Genomic DNA, 21,629 nt, shown 5'->3' with positions numbered 1-21,629 from the left:
TGTCGTACTTTTAAGGCATAGCTTACTTGCGGGCGCGGCGCTGTGGACGAGGAGGGGTCACTCCATCCGCCAATTTGCGAGTCCACACCAAAAACGCGGTGTGCGCATTCATGCGGTGCTCGGGCCGCGTGGCTAGGCCTTCCACCTTCCATTCGCGCACCAGCGATTCCCAAGCACGCGGCTCGGTGAAGCACTTCTTGTCCCGAATGGCCTCCATGATCTTCATTAACTGCGGCACCGTGGCCACATAGGTCATGAACACCCCGCCCGGCATGAGCAGCTCTGCAACATTGTCGATACACTCCCAGGGCTCGAGCATGTCGAGGATAATGCGATCGACGGGCCCACCGGTGTCCTCGGGGCCCACCTTGGTCATATCCCCCAGCCTCAGCGACCAGTTCTTCGGGGCGGTGCCGCCGAAGTATTCGCTCACATTGTTCTGTGCGACCTCCAGGTGATCTTCTCGGATCTCATACGAGATCACCTCGCCTTCATCGCCGACAAAGCGGAGCAGCTGCATGGTCAGCGCACCTGAGCCGGCACCGGCCTCCAGCACGCGGGCACCGGGGAAAATATCGCCTTCGATGAGAATCTGCGCGGAGTCTTTGGGGTAGATCACCGCCGCACCGCGCGGCATGGAGAGCACGTGATCCACCAGCAGGTGGCGGAAACAGAGATACTGCCCGCCCTGCGGGGTGGTCACCACCGAGCCTTCGTCGAGGCCGATGATGTCATCGTGTTTGATCTGGCCCTTGTGGGTGAACATGCTCTCACCTGGGGTGAGCTTGATGGTGTGGTGACGGCGCTTAGGATCCGTCAATTGCACCCGGTCACCGGGCTGAAAGGGGCCGGAATAGGCCATGGCGATTGTGCTCCTTTTTAAAGAGGTATTACGGGCGAAAAGAACGTCTAGGACAGCAGATAGGCCTGCATGGCCGTGGCGAAGGCGTCCACATCCTCCGGTGCGGCCAGCTCGCGAGCGGAGTGCATAGACAGCATCGGGATGCCCACATCCACTGTGTCGATGCCTAAACGAGTGGCGCTGATCGGGCCGATCGTCGAGCCGCAAGGAACATCATTGCGGCCCACGAACTGCTGGCACTGAACCCCGGCGTCACGGCAGGCACGCTCCCACAGCGCCCAGGTGTGGGCGGTGGTGGCGTAGCGTTGATTAGCGTTGATCTTCGTCACCGGCCCCTGGCCGAGCTGCGGCAGATGCTCGGGGGCGTGCTTGTCTGCGTAGTTGGGGTGCACTGCATGTGCGGCATCGGCAGATAGGCAGCTGGCCTGCGCCAGCATCTGGTGATACTCCTCTCGGCCGCCCCCGAGGGCGGCGCAGAGCCGGCTAATCAGCTCCTCCAGCAGCGGCCCGCCGGCACCAGTGGGCGATTGAGAACCCACTTCCTCGTGGTCAAAGGAGGCGAGAACCATAATCGAATCCGGGTCTTCTGCGGCAGCCTGACGCAGGGCCAGCAGCGATGGGTAGAGACTGGAGAGATTATCGAGCCGCCCTGCAGCCAGCATGGACTGCTCGGCGCCCAGCAAAGCTGGGGGCTGGGCATCGACCGTGATGACGTCGAAGCTGGCAATATCCTCCGCCTTCACCTCGGCGCATCGGGCGAGTTCTTCGAGGATCACGGCGCGGTCGGGGCGGCCGAATCCGGCGATGGGATGCAGCTGGGTTTGCTTATTCAGGGAGATATCGTTGTCGCGGCTTAAGTGGATAGCGAGGTGCGGGATACGGGCGATCGCCGGTGTGTGGACGAGCCGCGAGGTGGCGTCGTGAAGAACCAGCTCGCCGGCGAGGGCGAGATCCCGATCCAGCCACGAGGCGAAGATGGGGCCACCATAGACCTCTACTTCTACCTGGTTCCATCCATGCTGGTAGCTATCGGTGTGGGGCTTGAGCTTGAAGCCCGGCGAATCAGTATGGCTGCCGATGATGCGCAGCGGCGAAGTGGCGCTGGCACTCGCCGGCACCCACCAGGCGAGCAGCGCCCCGCCGCGCACGAGATAGTGGCCGCCGGGTTCGGCGTCGAAAGCCTGGCGGCGGTCATAGGGGCGGAAACCCGCTTCGGCGAGCAGCTCGGCGCCGCTGCGGGCGGCGTGAAAGGAACTTGGCGAGGAGAGCAGAAAGTCGCGGAATGAGGTCATGGCACTTAAGGATAGTGCCGCCTACTCCCCACGCTTGCGCGGGGAGGCTTAGACTACATAGTCACTATGGCACAGCTAGCACTTTCTCCCTCCCGCGCCTCGGACTACCAGCGCTGCCCGCTGCTCTACCGCCTCCGCGCCATCGATAAAATTCCCGAGCCCACCACCCTGCCCCAAATCAAGGGCACCCTCGTGCATGCAGTGCTCGAAGAGATGCATAAAGAGCAGCGCTCCACCCGCGACTTTCCCCGAGCCGTGAAAAAACTCAAGCCGCTATGGGCACAGATGGTGGAGAAAGACCCAGAGCTGCTAGAGCTCGTGCCGGAGGAGGATCTCTATGATTTCCTCGTGGAATGCCGCGCCCTGCTGCGGGGCTATTTCGAGATGGAAAACCCGCAGGGCTTCGACGCCAAACAGTGCGAGATGTATGTGAACACCACCCTGCCCAATGGGGTGCCGGTGCGCGGCTTCATCGACCGAGTAGACGTCGCCCCCACAGGAGAAGTGCGCGTGGTGGACTATAAAACCGGTAAGAAACCTCTGCCCCGCTATTCCCACGACGCCACTTTCCAGATGCGTTTTTATGCCCTCGTGTACTGGCGCCTCTATGGGGTGATCCCGCACCAGCTGCGGCTGATGTATCTGAAAGTGATCGACTCGCTCTTTCTCACCCCCTCCAAGGAAGAGCTGGAGTATTTCGAGCGGGATCTCGGCGAGCTCTGGGACAAGATCCTCGCCGATGGCCGAAGCGGGACGTTCCGGCCCCGCACCTCGAAGCTCTGCGGCTGGTGCGCGCATCAGTCCCTCTGCCCCGCCTTCGGCGGCACCCCGCCGGAGTATCCGGGCTGGCCTGGGCCGCAGGACACGCTGCCCCTGCACGAGGTCAGCGCCGCGCAGGACGCGGGCCAGAACGCCGTGCAGGACGCGGAGTAGATCGCACACGATGAGCTAGTCGCGCCGAATCCGCGGCGGCGCTTCCTGCGCGCTCACCTCGCGCGCTGCCCGCAGCATCAATGCTGCGGCTCCGCGCGGGCGCGATCCGGTGCGCCACAGCGCGCGTATAGGGCGGCGCAGCGTGGCATCAGCGATATCCACTTCCACCAGCTTTCCGCTGGCACAATGCTCGGCGACGCTGATTGCCGGCACCACGGCCGGAGCCCCCGTGCTGAGCGCGAGATTGATCTCCGCCATGGGGCTGCTCGCCTCCGCGACGGGAGGAGCCCACGGCACCCCGACGGCAAGGTCGAGGACCTCCCGGGTGCCGGAGCCAGGCTCGCGCAGGATCAGCGGGGTGCGTGTCAGCTCGGCGCGGCGCACCGAGACCGCTGTCGCCCACGGGTGATCGGGGCGCACGACGAGGCTGAGCCGATCCTCGCAGATCACGGAGGTGCTGAAGACTCGGTGGCCGCCGAGGGAGTCGGGGACGGGAACATTCACTGACTCAATAAACCCGAGACTCGTGTGTCCCTGCGCCACGGCGGTGGCCACCTGATCGGAATTGACGGCGACCATTTCCAGCTGTGCGCGCGGATGGTTGCGGCGCAGCGCGGCGAACCAGCGTGGCAGATAGTACTCGCTGACCGTCCGCGAGACGTAGACGCTCACTTTCGGCGCATCGGGATGGCGTTCGAGCGCGAGGGCATCGCCCAACGCGGCCGAAGCCCCTAGGATCTCCTGGGCGGTCGCCTGCACTTTCTCCCCAGCGGCGGTAAGCCGAGTGCCCGTGGGGCCGCGCTGAAACAGGGTGACACCGAGCTCGCCTTCGAGCCTGCGCATCCGCTCCGAGACGGCCTGTTGGCTTAAGCCATGGGAGCGGGCCGCAGCCCCAAAGGAGCCCAAGCGGGCACTATCCACCAATATTTGGAGAGCGCGAAGATCGGGCAAATCACTGAGCGACATGCCTCGATGGTAGCTCCCACAGGCTGCGCTTGTGGCCACATCGGACGGAGCGGTCTACTCTCCGCAGCACCGTTTTGGCACAGTGGTAGAGGTGACTCAAGAAACAACCACCTCTCAGGCTCGACCTTCCCTGCCGCATGCCCGTGTTCTGGGCAGGCAGCGTCCCCTCCTCGTCCCAGGACCCGGCCCCGCCTGGTTCGGTGCGGTGATGGGTACTGGCATCCTTGCCAATCTGTTCATCACTGTCGGCGGAATGCGGCTGCTCGGCGCCGTCATGCTCGTGCTGGGCTGGCTGATGCTGGTGGGCATCACCGTCGCCTTTTTTCACCGTTCGCACCGGGATCGCGCCGTGCTCTTTTCCTCGATCACCGATACCGGCCAGTGCACCGGCTGGGGCATGGTGGCCATGGGCTATCTCTCGGTGGGCGCGGCCACTCCCGTGGTATTGGGGGCTTGGGAGGCCCCAGCAGGGGTGATGGATGCCGCCTGGAGCGTGGACATGCTGATGTGGCTGACCGGAACCACGATCGGCATCATCGGCGCCTTCGGCATGGGCTATGTGATCATCAGGAACCGCCTCGCCGAGCCTCGCCCGGTATGGGGGCTGCCGATCGTGGCACCGATGGTGGCGGCGACCACGGGCGCTTCGCAGGTGCCGCAGCTGGCGTCGACAGGCGCCAAGGTGTGGATGCTCATGGCATCCACGGCCTGCTTCTTCATCGCCCTCGTTTTGGCCTCGATCGTCTTTATGCTGTCCTATGTGCACGCGTGGCGACGCTCTCCTCTGCCACCGGCGGCGCTGATTTCGGCATGGATTCCGCTGGGCATTATCGGCCAGTCGAGCGCGGCGGCGCAGGTGATCGCGCGCCAGGCAGCATCCTTCGCGCAGCCGGATCCGGCTAGCCATATCCTGCACATCGCCGACGTCTATGGGCTGGTGATGATGCTGCTCGGCATTCCGATGCTGCTGGCGGCCTTCTACCTCAGCTATAGCGGCTTTTTAAGCGCGATGCCGGTGCATCCCGGCTGGTGGGCGCTGACCTTCCCCGTGGGAACGCTCGCGCTCGGCACCCACTTTTTGGGTACGCATATGCCGCTCTTCTCGGCCCTCAGCCATGCTTTCTTGCTGCTCCTCGTCGCCCACTGGCTCGTCGCCGCCTATGGCTCGGTGCGCAGCATCGTCGCTGCGCACCAGCAGCGCAAAGGCGCAGCCAGCTAGAGGACGACGCCGCCGATGAGAAAGCCCAACCCCACTGCGAGGGCGATGCACACGGTGCCCGGTACGAGGAAGGGGTGGTTAAACACTGCCTTGCCGATGCGGGTGGAGCCGGTGTCGTCCATTTCCACTGCGGCCAGCAGCGTGGGATAGGTGGGCAGGATAAAGAGCGAAGACACAGCGGCAAAGGAGGCCACGGCCGTGAGCGGAGCGACGCCCACGGCCAGGGCGGCCGGCATAAGCGCCTTTGTAGTGGCGGCCTGGGAGTACAGCAGGGCTGCGGCGAAGAAGAGGATCACCGCCAGGCTCCAGGGGTAATCGGTGAGGAAGTCCGCAGAGAAGGCCGTGATCTGCTCCAAATAGTTATTGATAATGGTGGTGCCCAGCCAGGCCACGCCCATAACGCAGACGCAGGCGCTCATCCCGGCCTTGAACACCTGGGTGCCCACAATCTCTGCCGCCGGAATCTTGCACACCATCACGATGATGGCAGCGGTGCTGAGCATGATCGCCATAATCGCTTCATTGCGCGGCAGGCTCGGATCGCTGATCAGCCCCACTTGCTCGGAGATGAGGGTGGCATAGACCATCACCAGCGCGATAGCGGCGAGAAAAATCAGCACCGAGGCACGAGCCCCTGCGGGAGCGGTATAGTCCCGTGCCCCCTGCGGCGGTGAGACCAGTCCTTGTTTCAGCCGGGACTGGTAGACGGGATCGTCCTCTAGTTCCTTGCCCGAGCGGTTGGCGAGGAAGGCTGTGGGGAAGATTGCGAGGAATGTCGCGGGGATAACCACCGCGAGCAGCTGCAGATACCCGACTCCGAGCGGTTCTATGATCGAGGCCATAAACACCACTGCTGCGGAAATTGGCGAGGCGGTGATGGCCATCTGCGAGGCCACGACCGCCACCGAGAGAGGCCGCGAGGGGCGTACGTTGCCTTCCTTGGCGACTTCGGCGATGACCGGCAGGGTGGAAAAAGCAGTGTGGCCAGTGCCGGCGAGCAGCGTCATCAGATAGGTGACCACTGGTGCGTAGTAGGTCACGCGCTTCGGATTGGAGCGCAGGATCTTTTCCGCCCAGTGCACCAGATAGTCCATACCTCCGGCTCGCTGCATCGCGGCGATGGCGGCGATGACGGCCATGATGATGCCGATGACATCGAAGGGGATGTCCTCACGGCTCACGGGCACGCCCGTGGCTCCCAGCAGCAACACCCCCAAGCCGCCGGCAAAGCCAATGGCGATCGAGCCGAGCCGGGCACCGAGGACGATCGCCGCGAGAACAATAAGGATCTGTAGGGCAACAAGCACGAGTGGCTCCTCACATCTTGGGGATGGTGCGCAGCGATGTGCACAACCGCGCCCGCGGTTACAGACACCGCTCGGCGCCTCCCACATTCACCTGAGGGCTAGAGCAGCCCTCAGCAATACAAAACAGGTACGTACACGTGTCCTCTGTGCTGCGACATGGGCCTTCACTTCTCGTGTGGAAGGCAGGAGAGCACAGGCGGACACCGCATGCCTAGGACCGGTGCGAGGGAGATGCGCAGCGGGCGAGCTCACGCCACAGCGCGCACGGAACATAGCTTCGCGGCATGCCGAAAAAGGGGCAGTAGATGAGCCATCGATAGCGTGGCTCATCCCCATACCAGAGACATCCTACCTCAACTGAGGGGTGTTCGAACGAGGCTACTGCTCCCCTAACACCCAGCAGGTAGAACTACTGCTGCTCCTGCTGCTGGTGCGCAGCCTTGAACTTCGGGTGCATGAGATTGTCCACACTTAGCACCTCGTCCAGTGTCTCCTCATCGAGCAACCCACGCTCAAGGACGAGCTCCCGCACGCTGCGGCCGGTACGGGCCGCCTCCTTGCCGATGAGATCGCCATTGTGGTGGCCGATGAAGGGGTTGAGATAGGTGATCACTCCAATGGAGTTATCCACGTAGTCGCGGCATACCTGCTCATTGGCGGTGATGCCGGTCACGCACTTCTCCCGCAAGGTGTCGCAGGCATTGCCCAGCAGCGAGATGCTCTCGAAGATCGCCTGTCCAATAGCAGGCTCCATCACGTTCAGCTGCAGCTGGCCGGCCTCGGAGGCCCAGGTGACCACGCTGTCATTGCCGAAGATCTTGAAGCACACTTGGTTGACGACCTCTGGGATCACCGGATTGACCTTGGCCGGCATGATCGAGGACCCCGCCTGCATCTCCGGCAGGTTGATCTCATTGAGGCCGGCGCGCGGACCCGAGGAAAGCAGGCGCAGGTCATTAGAGATCTTGGACAGCTTCATGGCGGCGCGCTTCAAGGCGCCGTGCAACAGCACATAGGCGCCGCAATCGCTGGTGGCCTCGATGAGGTTCTCGGAGGCGGAGATATCGAGCCCCGTGACCTCGCGCATCGCTTCGATGATGGTGTCTTGATAGCGCTCGGGGGTATTGAGCCCCGTGCCAATGGCGGTGGCGCCCAAGTTCAGGGAGAGCAGCCGGTGGGCGGCTTGCTGGATCACCTCGTGCTCCTCGCCAAGATTGACCGAGAAGCCGGTGAACTCATCGCCTAGGGTCATCGGAACGGCGTCCTGGAGCTGGGTGCGGCCCATCTTGATCACGCCAGAAAATTCCTCGCCCTTGGCCGCGAATGCCTCGCAGAGCGCATCGATCTTGGCCACCACGTCCTGCACGGCCGCATAGACTCCGAGCCGGAAGCCGGACGGGTACGCGTCATTGGTGGACTGGCTCATATTCACATCGTCATTGGGATTGATAAAGACGTATTCACCCTTGTTCTTCCCGATGTGCTCGAGCGCGAGATTGGCCACCACCTCATTGGTGTTCATATTCACTGAGGTGCCTGCCCCGCCCTGGAAGACGTCGATCGGGAACTGGTCCATGGCTACCCCATGGTCCAGAATCTGATCGCAGGCCCACACAATGGCATCCGCCTTATCCTTTGCCAGCACCCCGAGCCGATGATTGGCCATAGCCGTCGCTTTTTTGACCATTACCATTCCCCTAATAAATTCAGGGATCTCATTAATGGTGGTGCCGGAAATCTGGAAGTTCTGCATCGCCCGAAGGGTATGCACGCCATAATAAGCGTCTTGGGGAACCTGCATTTCTCCAAGCAGGTCTTCTTCAGTACGAAAAGCGTAGGTTGAAGCCATGCGAACCCTTTCACTTCACTCGATTCTCTGTATATCCACCCCAATGGTAACGCCGCTTCTGGCGCGGCGAATCGGGCCGCACAAGTGGCGGAAGAAAAGAGATCGTGGCCAACATAAGAAGAAATGAAGAGTTTTTACATAACGGTTGTACTGGATCAATGTCCGTGCTGTGTATCCCCCATCGTCTGCGCTCCCGAGCTGAGAACACGCTGCGGTTTCAGGAGTTAGTCTTGTGGCTCCGGCGGCCGCTCCCCCAGAGACAAAACGCCCACCTCCACCTATTTCGGGGGTGGGAGTGGGTGGGCTATGGCTCCACCAACCCGTATGTATGCGGGTAGTGGCGGAGCACAGAACTCCTCGGCCGCAGTGGCCGTCGAGCGCGGGTGCGGCTAGATGCGGGCGATGGCGATCTCGGAGGCAAGGATGGCCTTGGCACCGACGGCGGCCAGTTGATCCATCACGGTATTGGCGTCCTCTCGCGGCACCATGGCGCGCACGGCCCGCCAATTGTCCAGTGCCAGCGGCGAGACGGTGGGACCGGATAGACCTGGAGTAATGGCCGCACATTCCTCGAGCTTCTCGGCCTCCACGTTGTAGTCGAGCATCAGGAAGTTGTGGGCGTGCAAAATGCCCTCGATACGGCGCAGCAGCACGCGCTGCTCTTGGGTGACTTCGTGGCCCTTGCGCCCCACGACCACCGCTTCGGAGGTGATGATCGGTTCACCGAAAGGAGCCAGGCCCTGCTTGCGCAGGGTACGGCCGGTAGACACCACATCGGCGATCACATTGGCCACGCCCAATTTGATGGAGATCTCCACCGCGCCCTCGAGGCGGATAACACTGGCATCGATGTCGTGTTCCTGCAAGAAGGAGCGCACGAGATTGGGATAGGAGGTGGCGATGCGGGCGCCTTCCAGATCCGAGATGCTCCACTGCTCGTCCTTGGGCGCGGCGAAGCGGAAGGTGGAATCGCCGAAGCCGAGGGCAAGCACCTCCTCGGTCTCCTCGCGGCAATCTGCGGCCAAATCACGGCCGGTGATGCCGAGATCTAATTGGCCACTGGCCACATAGATGGCGATGTCTTTGGGGCGAAGGAAGAAGAACTCGACGTCATTGCGCTTGTCCATCACGGTCAGCGCTTTGGAATCGCCGCGGGAGGGATATCCGGCCTCAGTGAGGATGGACATGGCCTTCTCGGATAAGGAACCCTTGTTGGGAACTGCCACTTTCAACATGATCTAGCTCGCTTTCTACGCTGGGTCGCACTGGGCGCTGCTTATTGCCGCGGGAACGCTGTGGGGTGCATGCTGCGCTGCACTGAGAAAAGGAGCGCCCGTTGTGGGGCGCCGTCGATCGTGCTTAGAGGTACTTGTACACGTCCTCGGGGCGGATGCCACGAGCCACCATAATTACCTGAGACCAGTAGATGAGCTGCGAGAGTTCCTCGGCGAGTTCCTCATCCGACTGATACTCTGCAGCGAGCCACACTTCGCCAGCTTCCTCAATAACCTTTTTGCCCAAGGAATGGACCCCGGCATCAAGGGCGGCTACAGTGCCGGAATCGGCGGGCCGATTCTTCTTGCGGTCGAGGAGCTCTTCATACAGCGATTCAAAATCTTTCACAATCGATCATTCTTTCACAGAGCCGCCGCGGGCGTGTGCTGAGGCGGTGTTTTCCCCTACAGCGAGGGCAGCCGCGCAGGGCTAGGGCAGCTGCTCGAACCACTGCTCGACCATATCGGCGGTGATCGTGGAGAAGTCGATGGAGCCATGGAGTTCGGCGAGGGTGCGCACCCGCTCGGGCGTGGGTGTCGTGGCATCAGCCACCACGCCAATCACCCGACAACCAGCTGCGGCAGCGGCTTGCATGCCCGTGGCCGAGTCCTCGAAGACCAGGCAGTCGTGGGGGTCGAGGCCGTATCGCTGAGCGGCGAGGAGATACATGTCCGGCGCCGGTTTTGGCCGCGGTACCTCATCGCCAAAGAAGGCGGTATCAAAGAAGTGCTCCCCCACCGCAGAGACCGCGTGATGGGCCAGGGCGCGCGGGGTGTTGGTGGTGATCGCCATGTGGATGCCCCGGCGAGAGAATTCGCCCAAGAGGGCCCGCATTCCCAGCACCGGCTGCAGCTGATTATCAAAGAGTTCGGTCACACGGGCATACATCTGCTGGCGCAAGCCCTCATAGTCGAGATCGGCCACCTCTACCTCGGCGTGGGCGGCGCAGATAGCCAAGGTGTTATCGAAGTTGCCGCCCACCGTTTTTTCCCGCAGCTCTGGGGTGAGCCGGCGCCCGACCTGCTCGGAGAGTTCATAGGTGGCCACCCCCCATAGCGGTTCGGAATCCACAAGGGTGCCGTCCATATCCCAGAAAATAGCTTTAAGCACTACGAATAATCCCTTTGAGCATGGAAGAAAGAATGAAGAGGTGGATGGGCAAAAGCGCGTACCAGTAGAGGTTGCCGGCCACGGAGGTGCTATGAAAGCGCGCCCGTTGGGTCAGGGTGTGGCCATGAATCTCCCAGGCGAGCGTGGCTTTGCCAGGAAGCCGCGCGGCTACCTTTAGTACCAGCCGCTCAGGGCGCTCGATCTCGGAGACCACGAAGAAGCCCACCGCATCGCCTTCGCGCAGGGTGCGCGGGTGGCGCCTGGGCCGGCGCATCCCCGGCCCGCCGAGTAGCTCGTCCACGCGGCCGCGGATGGCCCACGGCAGCGCGAGTGAGAACCAGCCATTCTCGCCGCCGATACGTTCCAGGGCGGCGAACACAGCGTGGGGAGAGTGGCAGAACACGGCGCTGCGCTCGTCTTCAAAGGTCCGTTTCGGGGCAGTGAGCATGCGTTCGAGAATACCGCACGCCTAGTATCCGGCCGGCGCTAGACGTTGAAGTACTTCGCCTCGGGGTGATAGAGCACGAAGGCGTCGGTGGATTGCTCGGGGTGGAGCTGCAGCTCCTCCGAGAGGCCCACGCCGATACGCTCGGGCTCGAGCAATTCCACGAGCGCGGCTCGATCTTCGAGGTTCGGACAGGAACCATAGCCGAAGGAAAAGCGCGCCCCGAGGTACTCAAGGTCAAAGAAGCCGGTGACATCGGTGGGATCGGCCTTGGCCGCATCGGAGCCATCCGCGAAGGCCAGCTCGGCGCGGACGCGCCCGTGCCAATACTCGGCGAGAGCCTCGGTGAGCTGAACGCTAATGCCGTGGATCTCGAGGTAGTCGCGGTAGTTGTCCTTGGCAAAAAGCTCATTGGCGAAGTCAGCTATGGGCTGGCCCATAGTCACTAGCTGCATCGGCCACACATCCACCGTGCCGCGGGCACGCGCCTCTTCCCAGGGCAGGATGAAATCGGCGATGCATAGAAACTTGCCGCGCTGCTGCCGGGGGAAGCTAAAACGCATCCGCTCGGGGGCATCTGGGCGCGGCTCGGAGAGGATCACCACATCATCGCCCTCCGATACGGCCGGGAAATAGCCGTAGACCACAGCGGCATGATCGAGGATTCTCTCGGGCTTGAGCCGATCAATCCAAGCGCGCAGGCGCGGCCGGCCTTCGCTCTCCACGAGTTCCTCATAACTTGGTCCGCCGTCGCCACGGCTGCCGCGCAAACCCCACTGCCCGAGGAAGAGGGCTCGCTCATCCAGGCAGGTCATATACTCCTTCAAGGCAATACCCTTGACCACGCGGGTGCCCCAGAACGGCGGGGTGGCGACTTCTTCGGGAATGCTCACTGCGGAGCGGCTGGGCACCTCCACTGGTTCCTGGGCGGCCTTGCGCTCGGCGGCGATGCGCTTGGAGCGCTCGCGGCGCTCGCGACGCGCCTTCTTCTTCTCCTCGCGCTTCGCCTTCTCAGCTGCCTCGGCCTCGCTCAGTTGGCCCTTTTCGCCGCGCGCATCCTGCATCACCTCGTTCATCAGCCGCAGCCCCTCGAAGGCATCGCGGGCGTAGAACACATCGCCGTGATAGAGCGCATCGAGATCGTCTTCCACATAGGTGCGCGTCAGCGCCGCTCCGCCGAGGAGCACGGGATAACGATCCGCTTCTTCGCGCTCCGCGAGCTCGTTGAGCTCGAGCAGGTTGTCCTTCATCACAACGGTGGATTTCACGAGCAGCCCCGACATACCGATCACATCGGCTCCATGTTCCTTCGCCGCGGACGCGATGGTGGCGATCGGCTGCTTAATGCCGAGATTCACCACGGTGTAGCCATTATTAGAGAGGATGATATCCACTAGGTTCTTGCCGATATCGTGCACATCACCCTTCACCGTGGCGAGCACAATGGTGCCCTTTGACCCAGTGTTATCGGAGGCCTCCATGAAGCTTTCGAGATAGCCCACCGCCGATTTCATGGTTTCGGCGGACTGCAGCACGAAGGGCAGCTGCATCTCTCCGGAGCCGAAGAGATCACCCACCGTTTTCATGCCCCGCAGTAGGTCCTCATTGATGATGGCAATAGGGCTCTTTTCCGCCATCGCGGCATCGAGATCCTCCTGCATCCCGTTTTTCTCGCCATCGATGATGCGCTGGGCCAGCCGGTCGAGCAGCGGCAAAGCGGCGAGGGCTTCTTGGCGGGCATCTTGGGCAGAGGCCGCGGAGACGCCGTCGAAAAGCTCCATGAACACCTGCAGCGGGTCATAGTCCTCGCTGCGGCGGTTGTACACCATATCCAGCGCCACCTCGCGCTGGCGCTCATCGATGTGGTTGAAGGGGATGATCTTGGAGGAGTGCGCAATCGCGGTGTCGAGGCCCGCGTTGATGCATTCGGAGAGAAATACCGAGTTGAGCACCTGGCGGGCTGCCGGATTGAGCCCGAAGGAGATATTGGACAGCCCGAGTGTGGTGTGCACCCGCGGATACTTCGCCTTGAGCGCCTTGATGGCCTCGATCGTTTCGATGCCATCGCGGCGGGTCTCCTCCTGTCCCGTCGAGATCGGGAAGGTGAGGCAGTCGACGATGATGTCTTCATGCCGCAGCCCATAGGTGCCGGTGATGTCCTCGATGAGGCGGGTGGCGATCTCCACCTTCTTCTCTGCGGTGCGGGCCTGGCCCTCCTCGTCAATGGTCAGGGCCACCACCGCGGTGCCATGCGCCTGCACCAGCTCCATGATGCGGCGATAGCGGGAATCGGGGCCGTCTCCATCTTCGAAGTTCACCGAGTTCACCGCGCAGCGCCCGCCGAGCTTTTCCAGCCCCGCCTCGATCACGGCGGGCTCGGTGGAGTCGATCATGATCGGCAGCGTGGAGGAGGTGGCCAGCAGCTCCGCGAAGCGTGCCATGTCCTCGCGGCCATCGCGGCCTACATAGTCAATACACACATCGAGCATGTGTGCGCCATCCCGGGTTTGGGTCTTGGCGATATCCAGGCAGGTCTCCATGTCTCCAGCGAGCATCGCCTCACGAAAGGCCTTGGAACCATTGGCGTTGGTGCGCTCGCCGATCATGGTGATACCGGTGTCTTGGGTGAGAGGCACCGCCGTATAGAGCGAGGACACAGTATCCTCCGGCTCTTCTTGGGGGCGTGCGGTGGGGTTATCCCTTTTGCCCTCGAGCTTGTCGACGACAACCCGGATGTGCTCGGGGGTGGTACCACAGCAGCCGCCCACCATGGCCAAACCATAGTCATCGACAAAGCGGGCCAGCGCATCGCCGAGTTCTGCGGGCGTGAGGGGATATTCGGCGCCATTGGGGCCGAGTACCGGCAAGCCAGCATTGGGCATCACGGACACCGGCACCGAGGCGTGGGTGGCCAGATAGCGCAGGTGCTCGCTCATCTCGTGGGGGCCGGTGGCGCAGTTGAGGCCGATCATGGAAATACCCAGCCGCTCCAGTGCGGTTAGGGCGGCGCCGATCTCGGAGCCGAGCAGCATTGTGCCGGTGGTTTCCACGGTGACGTGGCAGAGAATGGGCCGACTGACCTGCAGCTCTGCCTCGGCCTGATGGATGCCGTGGATAGCGGCCTTGACCTGGAGCAAATCCTGGGCGGTCTCCACTAGGAAGGCGTCGACCCCGCCGCGGAGCAGGCCCTTGGCGGCCAGATAGTAGTACTGCTTGAGATCGCCGAACTGGGCGTGCCCCAAGGAGGGCAGCTTCGTGCCCGGCCCGAGGCTGCCGAGCACATAGCGCGGCGTGGCCTCCTCACCGGCGGAGTACTCATCGCACAACTCGCGAGCGATCTGCGCGCCCGCGTAGGCCAGTTCCTCGCAGCGATCGGCGATGTCATAGTCGGCCAGGTTCGGCAGGTTACAGCCGAAGGTGTTGGTCTCCACCAGCTCGGCCCCGGCATCGAGGAAGCCGCGATGGATCTCGCGGAGCACATCGGGGCGGGTGACGTTAAGGATTTCGTTGCAGCCCTCAAGATTCAGGAAGTCGCTGTCTAAGTCCAGATCAAAGCTCTGCAGCTGGGTGCCCATGGCCCCATCGCCGACGAGTACGCGGGTGCCGAGAACCTCGGCGAGAGGCGGGGTGGTGATCTGCGAAATAGCGTCAATCTGGCTCATGAAATAGACAGCTTAGTACGCAACTAGCGAGTGATCCAAGCCAATGGCCCTGCTCGCAAGAAACCGAGCGGTCTAATTACTGCCTGAGCTGCGCTCTCCCTACACACCACCGACGCTCGGACGCTGGCGCGGATACATCCAGAGTGTGCAGCGTAGACGTGGTTATTTCTCCCCGTCCGAGGGCTCGCCGAGCTCCCACTCCTGCTCCAGCGGGGCGCCGAGGCTGCGGCATACTGCGCGGAAAAAATCGCTGAACTCAGCGGATTCCTCGGTGTCCAAGAGGGCATAATCGACGCTGCGATCAATGCGTTCAAGTTCGGCGATGGCGGCATCCACCTCGCGGTGCAGTGCCGCCTCGCTGGCGGTGCCGGTGTCCGCGGCGCAGCGATAGGCGCGATCGAGGAAGCCCCGCAGCACGGACTCCACCAGCGGCACAATGGCTGGTGGATAGGGCTCCTCCCAGTAGTCGGTGTCACCGTCGGAGAGATAAGCGCCGGTGGCGAAGTCGCTGAGATCTGCGCACAGCGTGCTGATCTGGGAATCGAAGTGGCTGCGTGGCGCGGGCGTGGTCTGGCTCATGGTGTGTATTCTGCCTGAGCCCACGCCGCCACGCAGCCTCGGAGACTGCGGCCAGCCCCACCCCAGGCTGGATCGCGGTGCGGAGAGAGGTGTTTAGAGCTCCACGCCGAGCAGGGCGTCGAAGGCGGTGCGCACATACTCGCCTGCGGCCGAGAGCTGCTCCTGCGGGGACGATGTCTCCGTATCCTGCGCTGCGGCCCAGGCATCTGCGGCCTCCAGCGCCCCAGGGGTGTCGAGATCCGCAGCCAGGCGCTCGCGTAGCTGCTGCACCAAGCGCTGCGCGGCAGCCTCATCGGTGGTGGCGGCCATCGCGGCGCGATAGGTGGCGAGACGCTCTTCCGCGCGTGCCAAAACGGCATCGGACCAGTCACGGTCCCCGCGATAGTGTGAGGAGTAGATACCGAGGCGAATGGCGGCCGGCTCATGACCAGCAGCGGTGAGCTTATGCACGAAGACGAGATTGCCCAGCGACTTGCTCATCTTGACCCCATCGAGGGAGATCATTCCGGCGTGCACATAGTGCCCGGCCATGCGCTGGGAGCCAGTGAGCGATTCATAGTGGGCGGCCGAGAATTCGTGGTGCGGAAACGCCAGATCGGAGCCGCCGCCCTGGATATCGAAGATGTCCTTCAAGCGGTTGTTGGCGATCGCGGAGCACTCGATATGCCAGCCGGGCCGGCCCGCGCCAAAGGGGGCGTGCCAGCTCGGCTCGCCTTCGCGGGCGGCGCGCCAAATGAGCGCATCCAAGGGGTGGCGCTTGCCGGGGCGATCGGGATCGCCGCCGCGGTCGGCGAAGACATCGCGCATCTGCTCGGGGGTGTAGCCGGAGATGTAGCCAAAGTGCTCGGTGGCGTCGATTGGCGCGTAGATATCGGGATGCTCCGGATCGTCCACCGCATAGGCGGCGCCCTTGTCCAGCAGCTGCTGCACCACCGTTATCACTTCGCCGACGGCCTCGGACACCGAGACGAAATCGCGCGGCGGGATCACCTTCAGCGCGGTCATATCCGAGCGGAAGAGCGTGGTTTGGTCGTCGCCAAGCTCGCGCCAGTCCACATTATCGCGGGCGGCGCGCTCAAATAAGGGGTCGTCGACGTCGGTGACGTTTTGGACGTAAACCACCTTGTGGCCGTTATCCAGGAGCTGGCGGTAGATGAGATCGAAGGCGACATAGGTTGCCGCGTGGCCTAGATGCGTCGAGTCATAAGGGGTGATTCCGCACACGTACATCCCAGCGGTTGCTGCGGGGTGGACGGGGCGCACGCACTGATCTGCGGTGTCGTATAGCTGAAGTTCTACGCAGTCCCCGCTCAGGGCAGGAACATCAGGTTGAGGCCAAGAATGCATGCGCCCCACTCTAATCCATCACATAGTGGAGCAAAGAGCGGGGCGATAGCCACGGGCACAGGCGCAGATAACTCCCTAGGCCTGCAGCACTCCGAATCCGAGCAGCGCCATCACGAGAAGGCCGAAGGGGATGCGGTAGGCCGCGAACCACGCGAAGGAGTTATTGGCCACGAAGCGGAGTAACCAGGCAATGGAGACATAGCCCAGCACGAAGGCGATGGAGGTTCCGACCAGCAGTTGCAGGCCGCTGGCGGCTTGGCCGGCGTCCGGCGCGAAAGCGTCGGGAAGCGAAAACAGCCCCGATGCGAGCACGGCGGGAATCGCGAGCAGGAAGCTGAAGCGGGTGGCCACTTCCCTATCCAAGCCCACGAGCAGGCCGGCGGAGATGGTGCCGCCCGAACGGGACACGCCGGGAATAAGAGCCAGGCATTGCGCGAAGCCCATGGTTAGCGCATCCTTCATCGTCAGCTCGTCATAGCTGCGCTGTTTTTTGCCCACGCGCTCCGCCCAAATGAAGACGAAGGAGAACAGAATCAGCACGGTGGCGGTGATCCACATATTGCGGAAGTTGTCGCGGATGAGGTCCTTGAGCAGCAGCCCCAGCACACCCACTGGGATGGAGCCGACGATGACCATCCAGCCCATGCGGTAGTCGAAGCCACGCTTGTTTTTATCGACTACGCCGGCGAACCAGCCGGTGAGGATGCGCCAGATGTCTTTGGCGAAGTACACCAGCACTGCGAGCTCGGTGCCGAGCTGGACCACGGCGGTAAAAGAGGCACCGGCATCGGCGCCCCAGAACAAACTGGAGACGATGCGCAAATGCCCTGAGGAGGACACGGGAAGAAACTCGGTGAGGCCTTGCACGATGGAGAGCACAATGGTTTGTGTCCATGACATCGTTTCAGGGGCCTGTGCAGCGATTACGTCGTTCACCCGTTAGAGGCTACTACTCTTGAGGCGTGGAACAAACCAATGTAGGACGGAGCGGACTGCGCATCCCGCGCTTAGGACTAGGCACCCTGACATGGGGTGCGGGCACCGATCGGGAGGCGGCGAGCGAGATTCTGCGCCTGTTCACCAGCGCCGGCGCGTCGCTTATCGACGTCACCCCGCAGCACACCACCGGCACGGCCGCAGTAGAGTACCTCGGCACATTTCTGGGGTCTGAGATCTCTCGGGAGGATCTCATCATCTCGGCTGCGGCGGGTACGCTGCCAGATCAGCCGGTGGGCCGGCGCGTCGATTGCTCCCGCCGCGGATTGCTCAACCAGCTCGATAGCTATCTGCGGCTGCTCGGCACGGACCATCTCGATCTCTTTTCCATCGACTACTGGGACGAGCTCACCCCCGTGGAGGAGGTAGCCGATGCCCTCGACTATGCGGTGCGCACGGGCAGGGTGCGCTATGTGGGCGCGCGTGGGCTCAGCGGCTGGCAACTTGCCGTGCTGCGCGCCGCCGCCCCCGTCGCCGCCCGGGGCGTGGTGGGCGCCAGCGGCGAGTACAACCTGCTCAATCGCCTACCCGAGCAGGAGCTTTTGCCTTCGGCGCACCACCACCAGGTGGGGTTTATCGCTGGTGCGCCGCTGGCCCATGGGGTCTTGACCGGCAAGTATCGCGAACAGAATGCTTCTGCTCAGGGACGCAGCGCGGAGGCCCACGCCTATTCCGAGGCGCGCGATCGCGCCATCGTCGAAGCGCTCACTACGGCGGCCCTGGGATTGAATATCTCTGCCACCACGGCCGCTATCGCCTGGGTCTTGGCCCAACCCGGGGTCGACGCCACCCTAGTGGGGGCGCGCACACCGGAGCAGTGCGAGGAGGCCTTCGCTGCGGCCGAGGTGCAGCTGCCCAAGGCGATCATTGAGGCCTTAGACGACGTCTCGCTCTCATAGCGCTCTGGTAGCCTTAAGCGTTGTGAAGAAGCGTCGGAATCTAGTTCTAGCAGCACTTGTGACCTCCTCCGCTCTGGTGTTGGGCGCCTGCGGATCCAGTGGAGACGATCCCGGAAAACAGGCTCGTCCGGTGGGATCGGCAGAGGCGCAACGCTCCCCCGCCGCGGAGAACGTGGACGGTGACGTGCTCACGCTCGGCGGCGAGTTCAGCACGATCGATGGGCTGGCCGTTCTCGGCGATCATATTGCCGTGCGCTCCGGCGATAAGCTGGGTATCGGAACTCGGGAACAATTCGAGGACGACGACTTCAGCGTTGTCGATATCGCCGAGGGCTGTGGAGAGCTCAGCGCCGGCGCCACCGACTTTGTGCTCGCCTGTCCGCAGGCCGTCGACGGCACGGAACAAGGCGGCGTGGTGTATCTCATCGACCCCACCGCGCCGACACTGGAGAACACCCGCACCGCTGAGGAAAGGTTCACCACCGCCACCCAAACTAGCACCGGCGATGTGGTGGCTGCCGCCGCGGATTCCTCACGCATCATTACCTTCCCGCATGACGATCCGACGGCTACCACTGAGATCTCGATGACCGACACGGTGGATCAGCTGGTGTCTACCACCTATGCCGATCACCTCGACCCGGTCGTGGTGATCAACCGCAAGTTCACCACTATTCAAGGCCTCGACAGGGAGCAGCGGCGTGAGGGCGGGCGTTTGCGCGCCGGCGCCGGTGTCGGCACGGTCGCCCCTGGCGAACAGGGTGTGTTCCTCGCCGCCGACACCGAGGGCGATCAGCTCTTGGTGTATACCCGCTTCGATGTGGTGCGCCTGCATCAATCGATGCCGGTTGACCGCAGCCCGTGGGCGGTGGCTTGGGACTCCTCCCAGCAGCTGGCCTGGGTGGCATCCACTGGCACCAATAGCCTCGTGGGATATGACCTATCTACCGGCGAGCCGCTCGAGCAGCAGCGCTACTCCACCGTGGCTGATGCCACGAGCCTCGCAGTGATGGATAATGGGACCAAGGTTCTTGCCTCGGCTAGCGGAGATGGCATTCAGTTCCTCGACTCTTAGCAGCGTGGCCAGCTCCGTCGGCGCCTGCGGACTTCCCCCTCTGACACACCGTTGATACTCATCGTTTAAGGACACCCCTGTATGGCCTCATCGTCGTTTCGTTCCACCCTCTATAACAAGGCCTTGAAGGCGATGTTCACGCTGCGTCCCGAACGCATCCACGGGATCATCAATAACGGCCTCTCCGTACTGCAGACCACTGGGCCCCTTAATCGTGGCTTGGAGAAGATCCTGCCGGTGCACGACGAGATCTTGGCTCAAGACATATTCGGCGTGCGTTTCCCCCGCCCGCTGGGGCTGGCGGCCGGCTTCGATAAAAACGGCAGCTCCCCCGATGCCTGGACCCCGATTGGTTTCGGCTATGCCGAGCTCGGCACCGTCACGGCCTCCCCGCAGCCGGGCAATCCCACCCCGCGGCTGTTCCGCCTGCCCGAGGACCGCGCGATCCTCAACCGCATGGGCTTTAACAACGACGGCGCCGCCGCGGTGGCCAAGAACCTCAAACGCCGCAGGTCCGACGATGTCATCGGCATCAACATCGGCAAGACGAAGGTAGTGGATGCTGCCCACGCCGCCAGCGACTATCGCCGGTCCGCGACCCTCTTGGGCAATCTGGCCGATTACGTTACGGTGAACGTCTCCTCGCCGAACACCCCGGGCCTGCGCGATCTGCAGGCAGTGGAATCCTTGCGCCCCATTCTGGAGGCGGTCCTCGAATCCACCACCACCCCAGTGCTGGTGAAGATCGCCCCCGACCTCTCGGACGAGGATGTGCTGGCCGTGGCCGATCTCGCCCTCGAGCTCAAACTCGCCGGTATCGTGGCCACCAACACCACCATTTCCCGTGAGGGGCTGCGCACCGACCCAGCCGAGGTAGAGGCCATGGGCGCCGGCGGCATCTCCGGCCCTCCGGTGGCCGCCCGTTCCCTCGAGGTGCTCCGGCTCCTGCGTGAGCACGTGGGCGATCAGCTGGTCCTGGTGAGCGTCGGCGGTATCGAGACCCCCGAACAAGCCTGGGAGCGCATCGCTGCCGGCGCCAGCCTATTGCAGGGCTACACCGGCCTGATCTATGGCGGCCCCGACTGGATCCGCGATATCCACAAGGGTATCGCCCACCAGGTTCGTGCCCACGGCTTCTCCTCGCTCAGCCAGGCCGTCGGCTGTGGCAAGGCATGGGTGGACTAGAGCCAGCCGCACATCTGAAAAAAGGGCCGCCCGTACGGGGCGCGCCCTTCTTTTCTGCCTTGCGTGTCTGCCGCTGGAACTCCACCGACTCCCTGTGTGGCTATGCCACGGAGCGGCGGATCACCAGCGCGCAGATGAGAGCCATGGTGGCGTAGACCGGCAGCCACCACGATTCCAAGATATAAATCGGCTCGGTGGTGATGAAGCGGCTAAACACGACCAACCCCACAGCAACCACCAGCACCACGATATGGCGGGTGGTGCGTTCCTCATTGCGGTGTGTCGTGCCGAAGGCACCCAACAACATGGCCGAGACGATGATCAGTAAAAAACCCCACGTGACGGGAAAGAAACCAGTTAAACCGCCGGTGATCAGGCTGATCAGCGTAAACAGCGCCAGGACTATGGCTAGAGCCAAAAATGCGCCGCCCACTCGCAGAACCGGAGGGACGACCACCACGGCGGCCTTGTCCTGCGCGCGCGGGGTGCGGGCGCGCTGCGCAGAGGATGCAGGAGTGGTGCGGGGCCGAGAACGCTTCTTTTTTCCCATAGTGATTCAAAACACTACCCCAAGCTGGGGTTATATGCACGTCCCCGCACCGAATGCGGGGGCGACGGGTATGGGAGT

19 protein-coding genes are annotated in these 21,629 nt (G+C 63.0%); 5 read left to right on the top strand and 14 right to left on the bottom strand.

The window, feature by feature from the left end:
- Window positions 1-22 precede the first annotated feature (22 nt).
- Entirely contained in the window at window positions 23-862 is an 840-nt protein-coding gene (locus tag GBB18_RS02495) for a tRNA (adenine-N1)-methyltransferase (protein WP_151548569.1), read from the bottom strand.
- A 47-nt stretch (window positions 863-909) separates the two neighbouring features.
- Window positions 910-2,154, bottom strand: a complete 1,245-nt coding sequence (locus tag GBB18_RS02490; protein WP_151640634.1) for a M18 family aminopeptidase — start codon at window positions 2,152-2,154, stop codon at window positions 910-912.
- A 66-nt stretch (window positions 2,155-2,220) separates the two neighbouring features.
- Here GBB18_RS02490 and GBB18_RS02485 point away from each other — a divergent pair, with 66 nt between their 5' ends.
- A complete protein-coding gene (locus tag GBB18_RS02485) occupies window positions 2,221-3,087 on the top strand; it encodes a RecB family exonuclease (RefSeq protein ID WP_151548571.1) in 867 nt (288 codons plus the stop codon).
- Between the two features lie 15 nt (window positions 3,088-3,102).
- Here the strand turns inward: GBB18_RS02485 and GBB18_RS02480 are convergent, their stop codons facing one another.
- The gene (locus tag GBB18_RS02480; protein ID WP_151640633.1) at window positions 3,103-4,053 is read right to left on the bottom strand and encodes a LysR family transcriptional regulator; all 951 of its coding nucleotides are present in this window, start codon (window positions 4,051-4,053) and stop codon (window positions 3,103-3,105) included.
- A gap of 91 nt (window positions 4,054-4,144) precedes the next feature.
- Here GBB18_RS02480 and GBB18_RS02475 point away from each other — a divergent pair, with 91 nt between their 5' ends.
- Window positions 4,145-5,272 carry a TDT family transporter gene (locus tag GBB18_RS02475; RefSeq protein WP_151640632.1) on the top strand — a complete coding sequence of 376 codons (1,128 nt, stop codon included), beginning with the start codon at window positions 4,145-4,147 and terminating at the stop codon, window positions 5,270-5,272.
- Here GBB18_RS02475 and GBB18_RS02470 read toward each other — a convergent pair.
- From GBB18_RS02470 to GBB18_RS02425, 10 genes are all read right to left on the bottom strand, one after another.
- Window positions 5,269-6,579 (bottom strand): anaerobic C4-dicarboxylate transporter, encoded by a 1,311-nt coding sequence (locus tag GBB18_RS02470; RefSeq protein WP_151640631.1) that lies wholly within the window; start codon window positions 6,577-6,579, stop codon window positions 5,269-5,271. The genes GBB18_RS02475 and GBB18_RS02470 overlap by 4 nt on opposite strands.
- Before the next feature lie 409 nt (window positions 6,580-6,988).
- Window positions 6,989-8,428 carry an aspartate ammonia-lyase gene (aspA, locus tag GBB18_RS02465; RefSeq protein ID WP_151548575.1) on the bottom strand — a complete coding sequence of 480 codons (1,440 nt, stop codon included), beginning with the start codon at window positions 8,426-8,428 and terminating at the stop codon, window positions 6,989-6,991.
- A gap of 389 nt (window positions 8,429-8,817) precedes the next feature.
- Window positions 8,818-9,663, bottom strand: coding sequence for an ATP phosphoribosyltransferase (gene hisG, locus GBB18_RS02460; protein ID WP_151548576.1), 846 nt, complete (start codon window positions 9,661-9,663; stop codon window positions 8,818-8,820).
- Between the two features lie 124 nt (window positions 9,664-9,787).
- Window positions 9,788-10,051, bottom strand: coding sequence for a phosphoribosyl-ATP diphosphatase (locus GBB18_RS02455; RefSeq protein ID WP_151548577.1), 264 nt, complete (start codon window positions 10,049-10,051; stop codon window positions 9,788-9,790).
- Window positions 10,052-10,132: 81 nt separating this feature from the next.
- Window positions 10,133-10,813 (bottom strand): HAD family phosphatase, encoded by a 681-nt coding sequence (locus GBB18_RS02450; RefSeq protein ID WP_151548578.1) that lies wholly within the window; start codon window positions 10,811-10,813, stop codon window positions 10,133-10,135.
- Window positions 10,806-11,261: a DUF2867 domain-containing protein gene (locus GBB18_RS02445; RefSeq protein WP_151548579.1), complete on the bottom strand. Its 456-nt coding sequence runs from the start codon at window positions 11,259-11,261 to the stop codon at window positions 10,806-10,808. The genes GBB18_RS02450 and GBB18_RS02445 overlap by 8 nt, the downstream gene beginning before the upstream one ends.
- A 38-nt stretch (window positions 11,262-11,299) precedes the next feature.
- Window positions 11,300-14,920, bottom strand: a complete 3,621-nt coding sequence (gene metH, locus GBB18_RS02440; RefSeq protein ID WP_225990215.1) for a methionine synthase — start codon at window positions 14,918-14,920, stop codon at window positions 11,300-11,302.
- 162 nt (window positions 14,921-15,082) lie between these two features.
- Window positions 15,083-15,499 carry a hypothetical protein gene (locus GBB18_RS02435; RefSeq protein WP_151548580.1) on the bottom strand — a complete coding sequence of 139 codons (417 nt, stop codon included), beginning with the start codon at window positions 15,497-15,499 and terminating at the stop codon, window positions 15,083-15,085.
- A 93-nt stretch (window positions 15,500-15,592) separates the two neighbouring features.
- Window positions 15,593-16,846: a cysteine--1-D-myo-inosityl 2-amino-2-deoxy-alpha-D-glucopyranoside ligase gene (gene mshC / locus GBB18_RS02430; RefSeq protein WP_151640630.1), complete on the bottom strand. Its 1,254-nt coding sequence runs from the start codon at window positions 16,844-16,846 to the stop codon at window positions 15,593-15,595.
- 75 nt (window positions 16,847-16,921) lie between these two features.
- On the bottom strand, window positions 16,922-17,746 hold the full coding sequence (locus GBB18_RS02425; protein WP_151528874.1) for an undecaprenyl-diphosphate phosphatase: 825 nt from the start codon (window positions 17,744-17,746) through the stop codon (window positions 16,922-16,924).
- A gap of 62 nt (window positions 17,747-17,808) precedes the next feature.
- Here GBB18_RS02425 and GBB18_RS02420 point away from each other — a divergent pair, with 62 nt between their 5' ends.
- From GBB18_RS02420 to GBB18_RS02410, 3 genes are all read left to right on the top strand, one after another.
- Window positions 17,809-18,741, top strand: a complete 933-nt coding sequence (locus GBB18_RS02420; RefSeq protein WP_151548582.1) for an aldo/keto reductase — start codon at window positions 17,809-17,811, stop codon at window positions 18,739-18,741.
- A 58-nt stretch (window positions 18,742-18,799) separates the two neighbouring features.
- A complete protein-coding gene (locus GBB18_RS02415) occupies window positions 18,800-19,816 on the top strand; it encodes a YncE family protein (RefSeq protein WP_151640629.1) in 1,017 nt (338 codons plus the stop codon).
- An 81-nt stretch (window positions 19,817-19,897) separates the two neighbouring features.
- On the top strand, window positions 19,898-21,001 hold the full coding sequence (locus GBB18_RS02410; protein ID WP_151640628.1) for a quinone-dependent dihydroorotate dehydrogenase: 1,104 nt from the start codon (window positions 19,898-19,900) through the stop codon (window positions 20,999-21,001).
- Between the two features lie 100 nt (window positions 21,002-21,101).
- Here GBB18_RS02410 and GBB18_RS02405 read toward each other — a convergent pair whose 3' ends face one another.
- Window positions 21,102-21,551 (bottom strand): hypothetical protein, encoded by a 450-nt coding sequence (locus GBB18_RS02405; RefSeq protein ID WP_151548585.1) that lies wholly within the window; start codon window positions 21,549-21,551, stop codon window positions 21,102-21,104.
- Window positions 21,552-21,629 lie beyond the last annotated feature (78 nt).

It is taken from the genome of Corynebacterium sp. 11A, assembly GCF_008930935.1.
GTDB lineage: Bacteria > Actinomycetota > Actinomycetes > Mycobacteriales > Mycobacteriaceae > Corynebacterium > Corynebacterium megadyptis.
This window is presented reverse-complemented; position numbering and strand designations above follow the sequence as displayed.

Coding starts and splice junctions, on each gene's coding strand:
- hisG (WP_151548576.1), bottom strand. CDS start 9,663: ATGTTGAAAGTGGCAGTTCCCAACAAGGGTTCCTTATCCGAGAAGGCC.
- GBB18_RS02485 (WP_151548571.1), top strand. CDS start 2,221: ATGGCACAGCTAGCACTTTCTCCCTCCCGCGCCTCGGACTACCAGCGC.
- mshC (WP_151640630.1), bottom strand. CDS start 16,846: ATGCATTCTTGGCCTCAACCTGATGTTCCTGCCCTGAGCGGGGACTGC.
- GBB18_RS02405 (WP_151548585.1), bottom strand. CDS start 21,551: ATGGGAAAAAAGAAGCGTTCTCGGCCCCGCACCACTCCTGCATCCTCT.
- aspA (WP_151548575.1), bottom strand. CDS start 8,428: ATGGCTTCAACCTACGCTTTTCGTACTGAAGAAGACCTGCTTGGAGAA.
- GBB18_RS02435 (WP_151548580.1), bottom strand. CDS start 15,499: ATGAGCCAGACCACGCCCGCGCCACGCAGCCACTTCGATTCCCAGATC.
- GBB18_RS02445 (WP_151548579.1), bottom strand. CDS start 11,261: ATGCTCACTGCCCCGAAACGGACCTTTGAAGACGAGCGCAGCGCCGTG.
- GBB18_RS02410 (WP_151640628.1), top strand. CDS start 19,898: ATGGCCTCATCGTCGTTTCGTTCCACCCTCTATAACAAGGCCTTGAAG.
- GBB18_RS02490 (WP_151640634.1), bottom strand. CDS start 2,154: ATGACCTCATTCCGCGACTTTCTGCTCTCCTCGCCAAGTTCCTTTCAC.
- GBB18_RS02425 (WP_151528874.1), bottom strand. CDS start 17,746: ATGTCATGGACACAAACCATTGTGCTCTCCATCGTGCAAGGCCTCACC.
- GBB18_RS02495 (WP_151548569.1), bottom strand. CDS start 862: ATGGCCTATTCCGGCCCCTTTCAGCCCGGTGACCGGGTGCAATTGACG.
- metH (WP_225990215.1), bottom strand. CDS start 14,920: ATGAGCCAGATTGACGCTATTTCGCAGATCACCACCCCGCCTCTCGCC.
- GBB18_RS02480 (WP_151640633.1), bottom strand. CDS start 4,053: ATGTCGCTCAGTGATTTGCCCGATCTTCGCGCTCTCCAAATATTGGTG.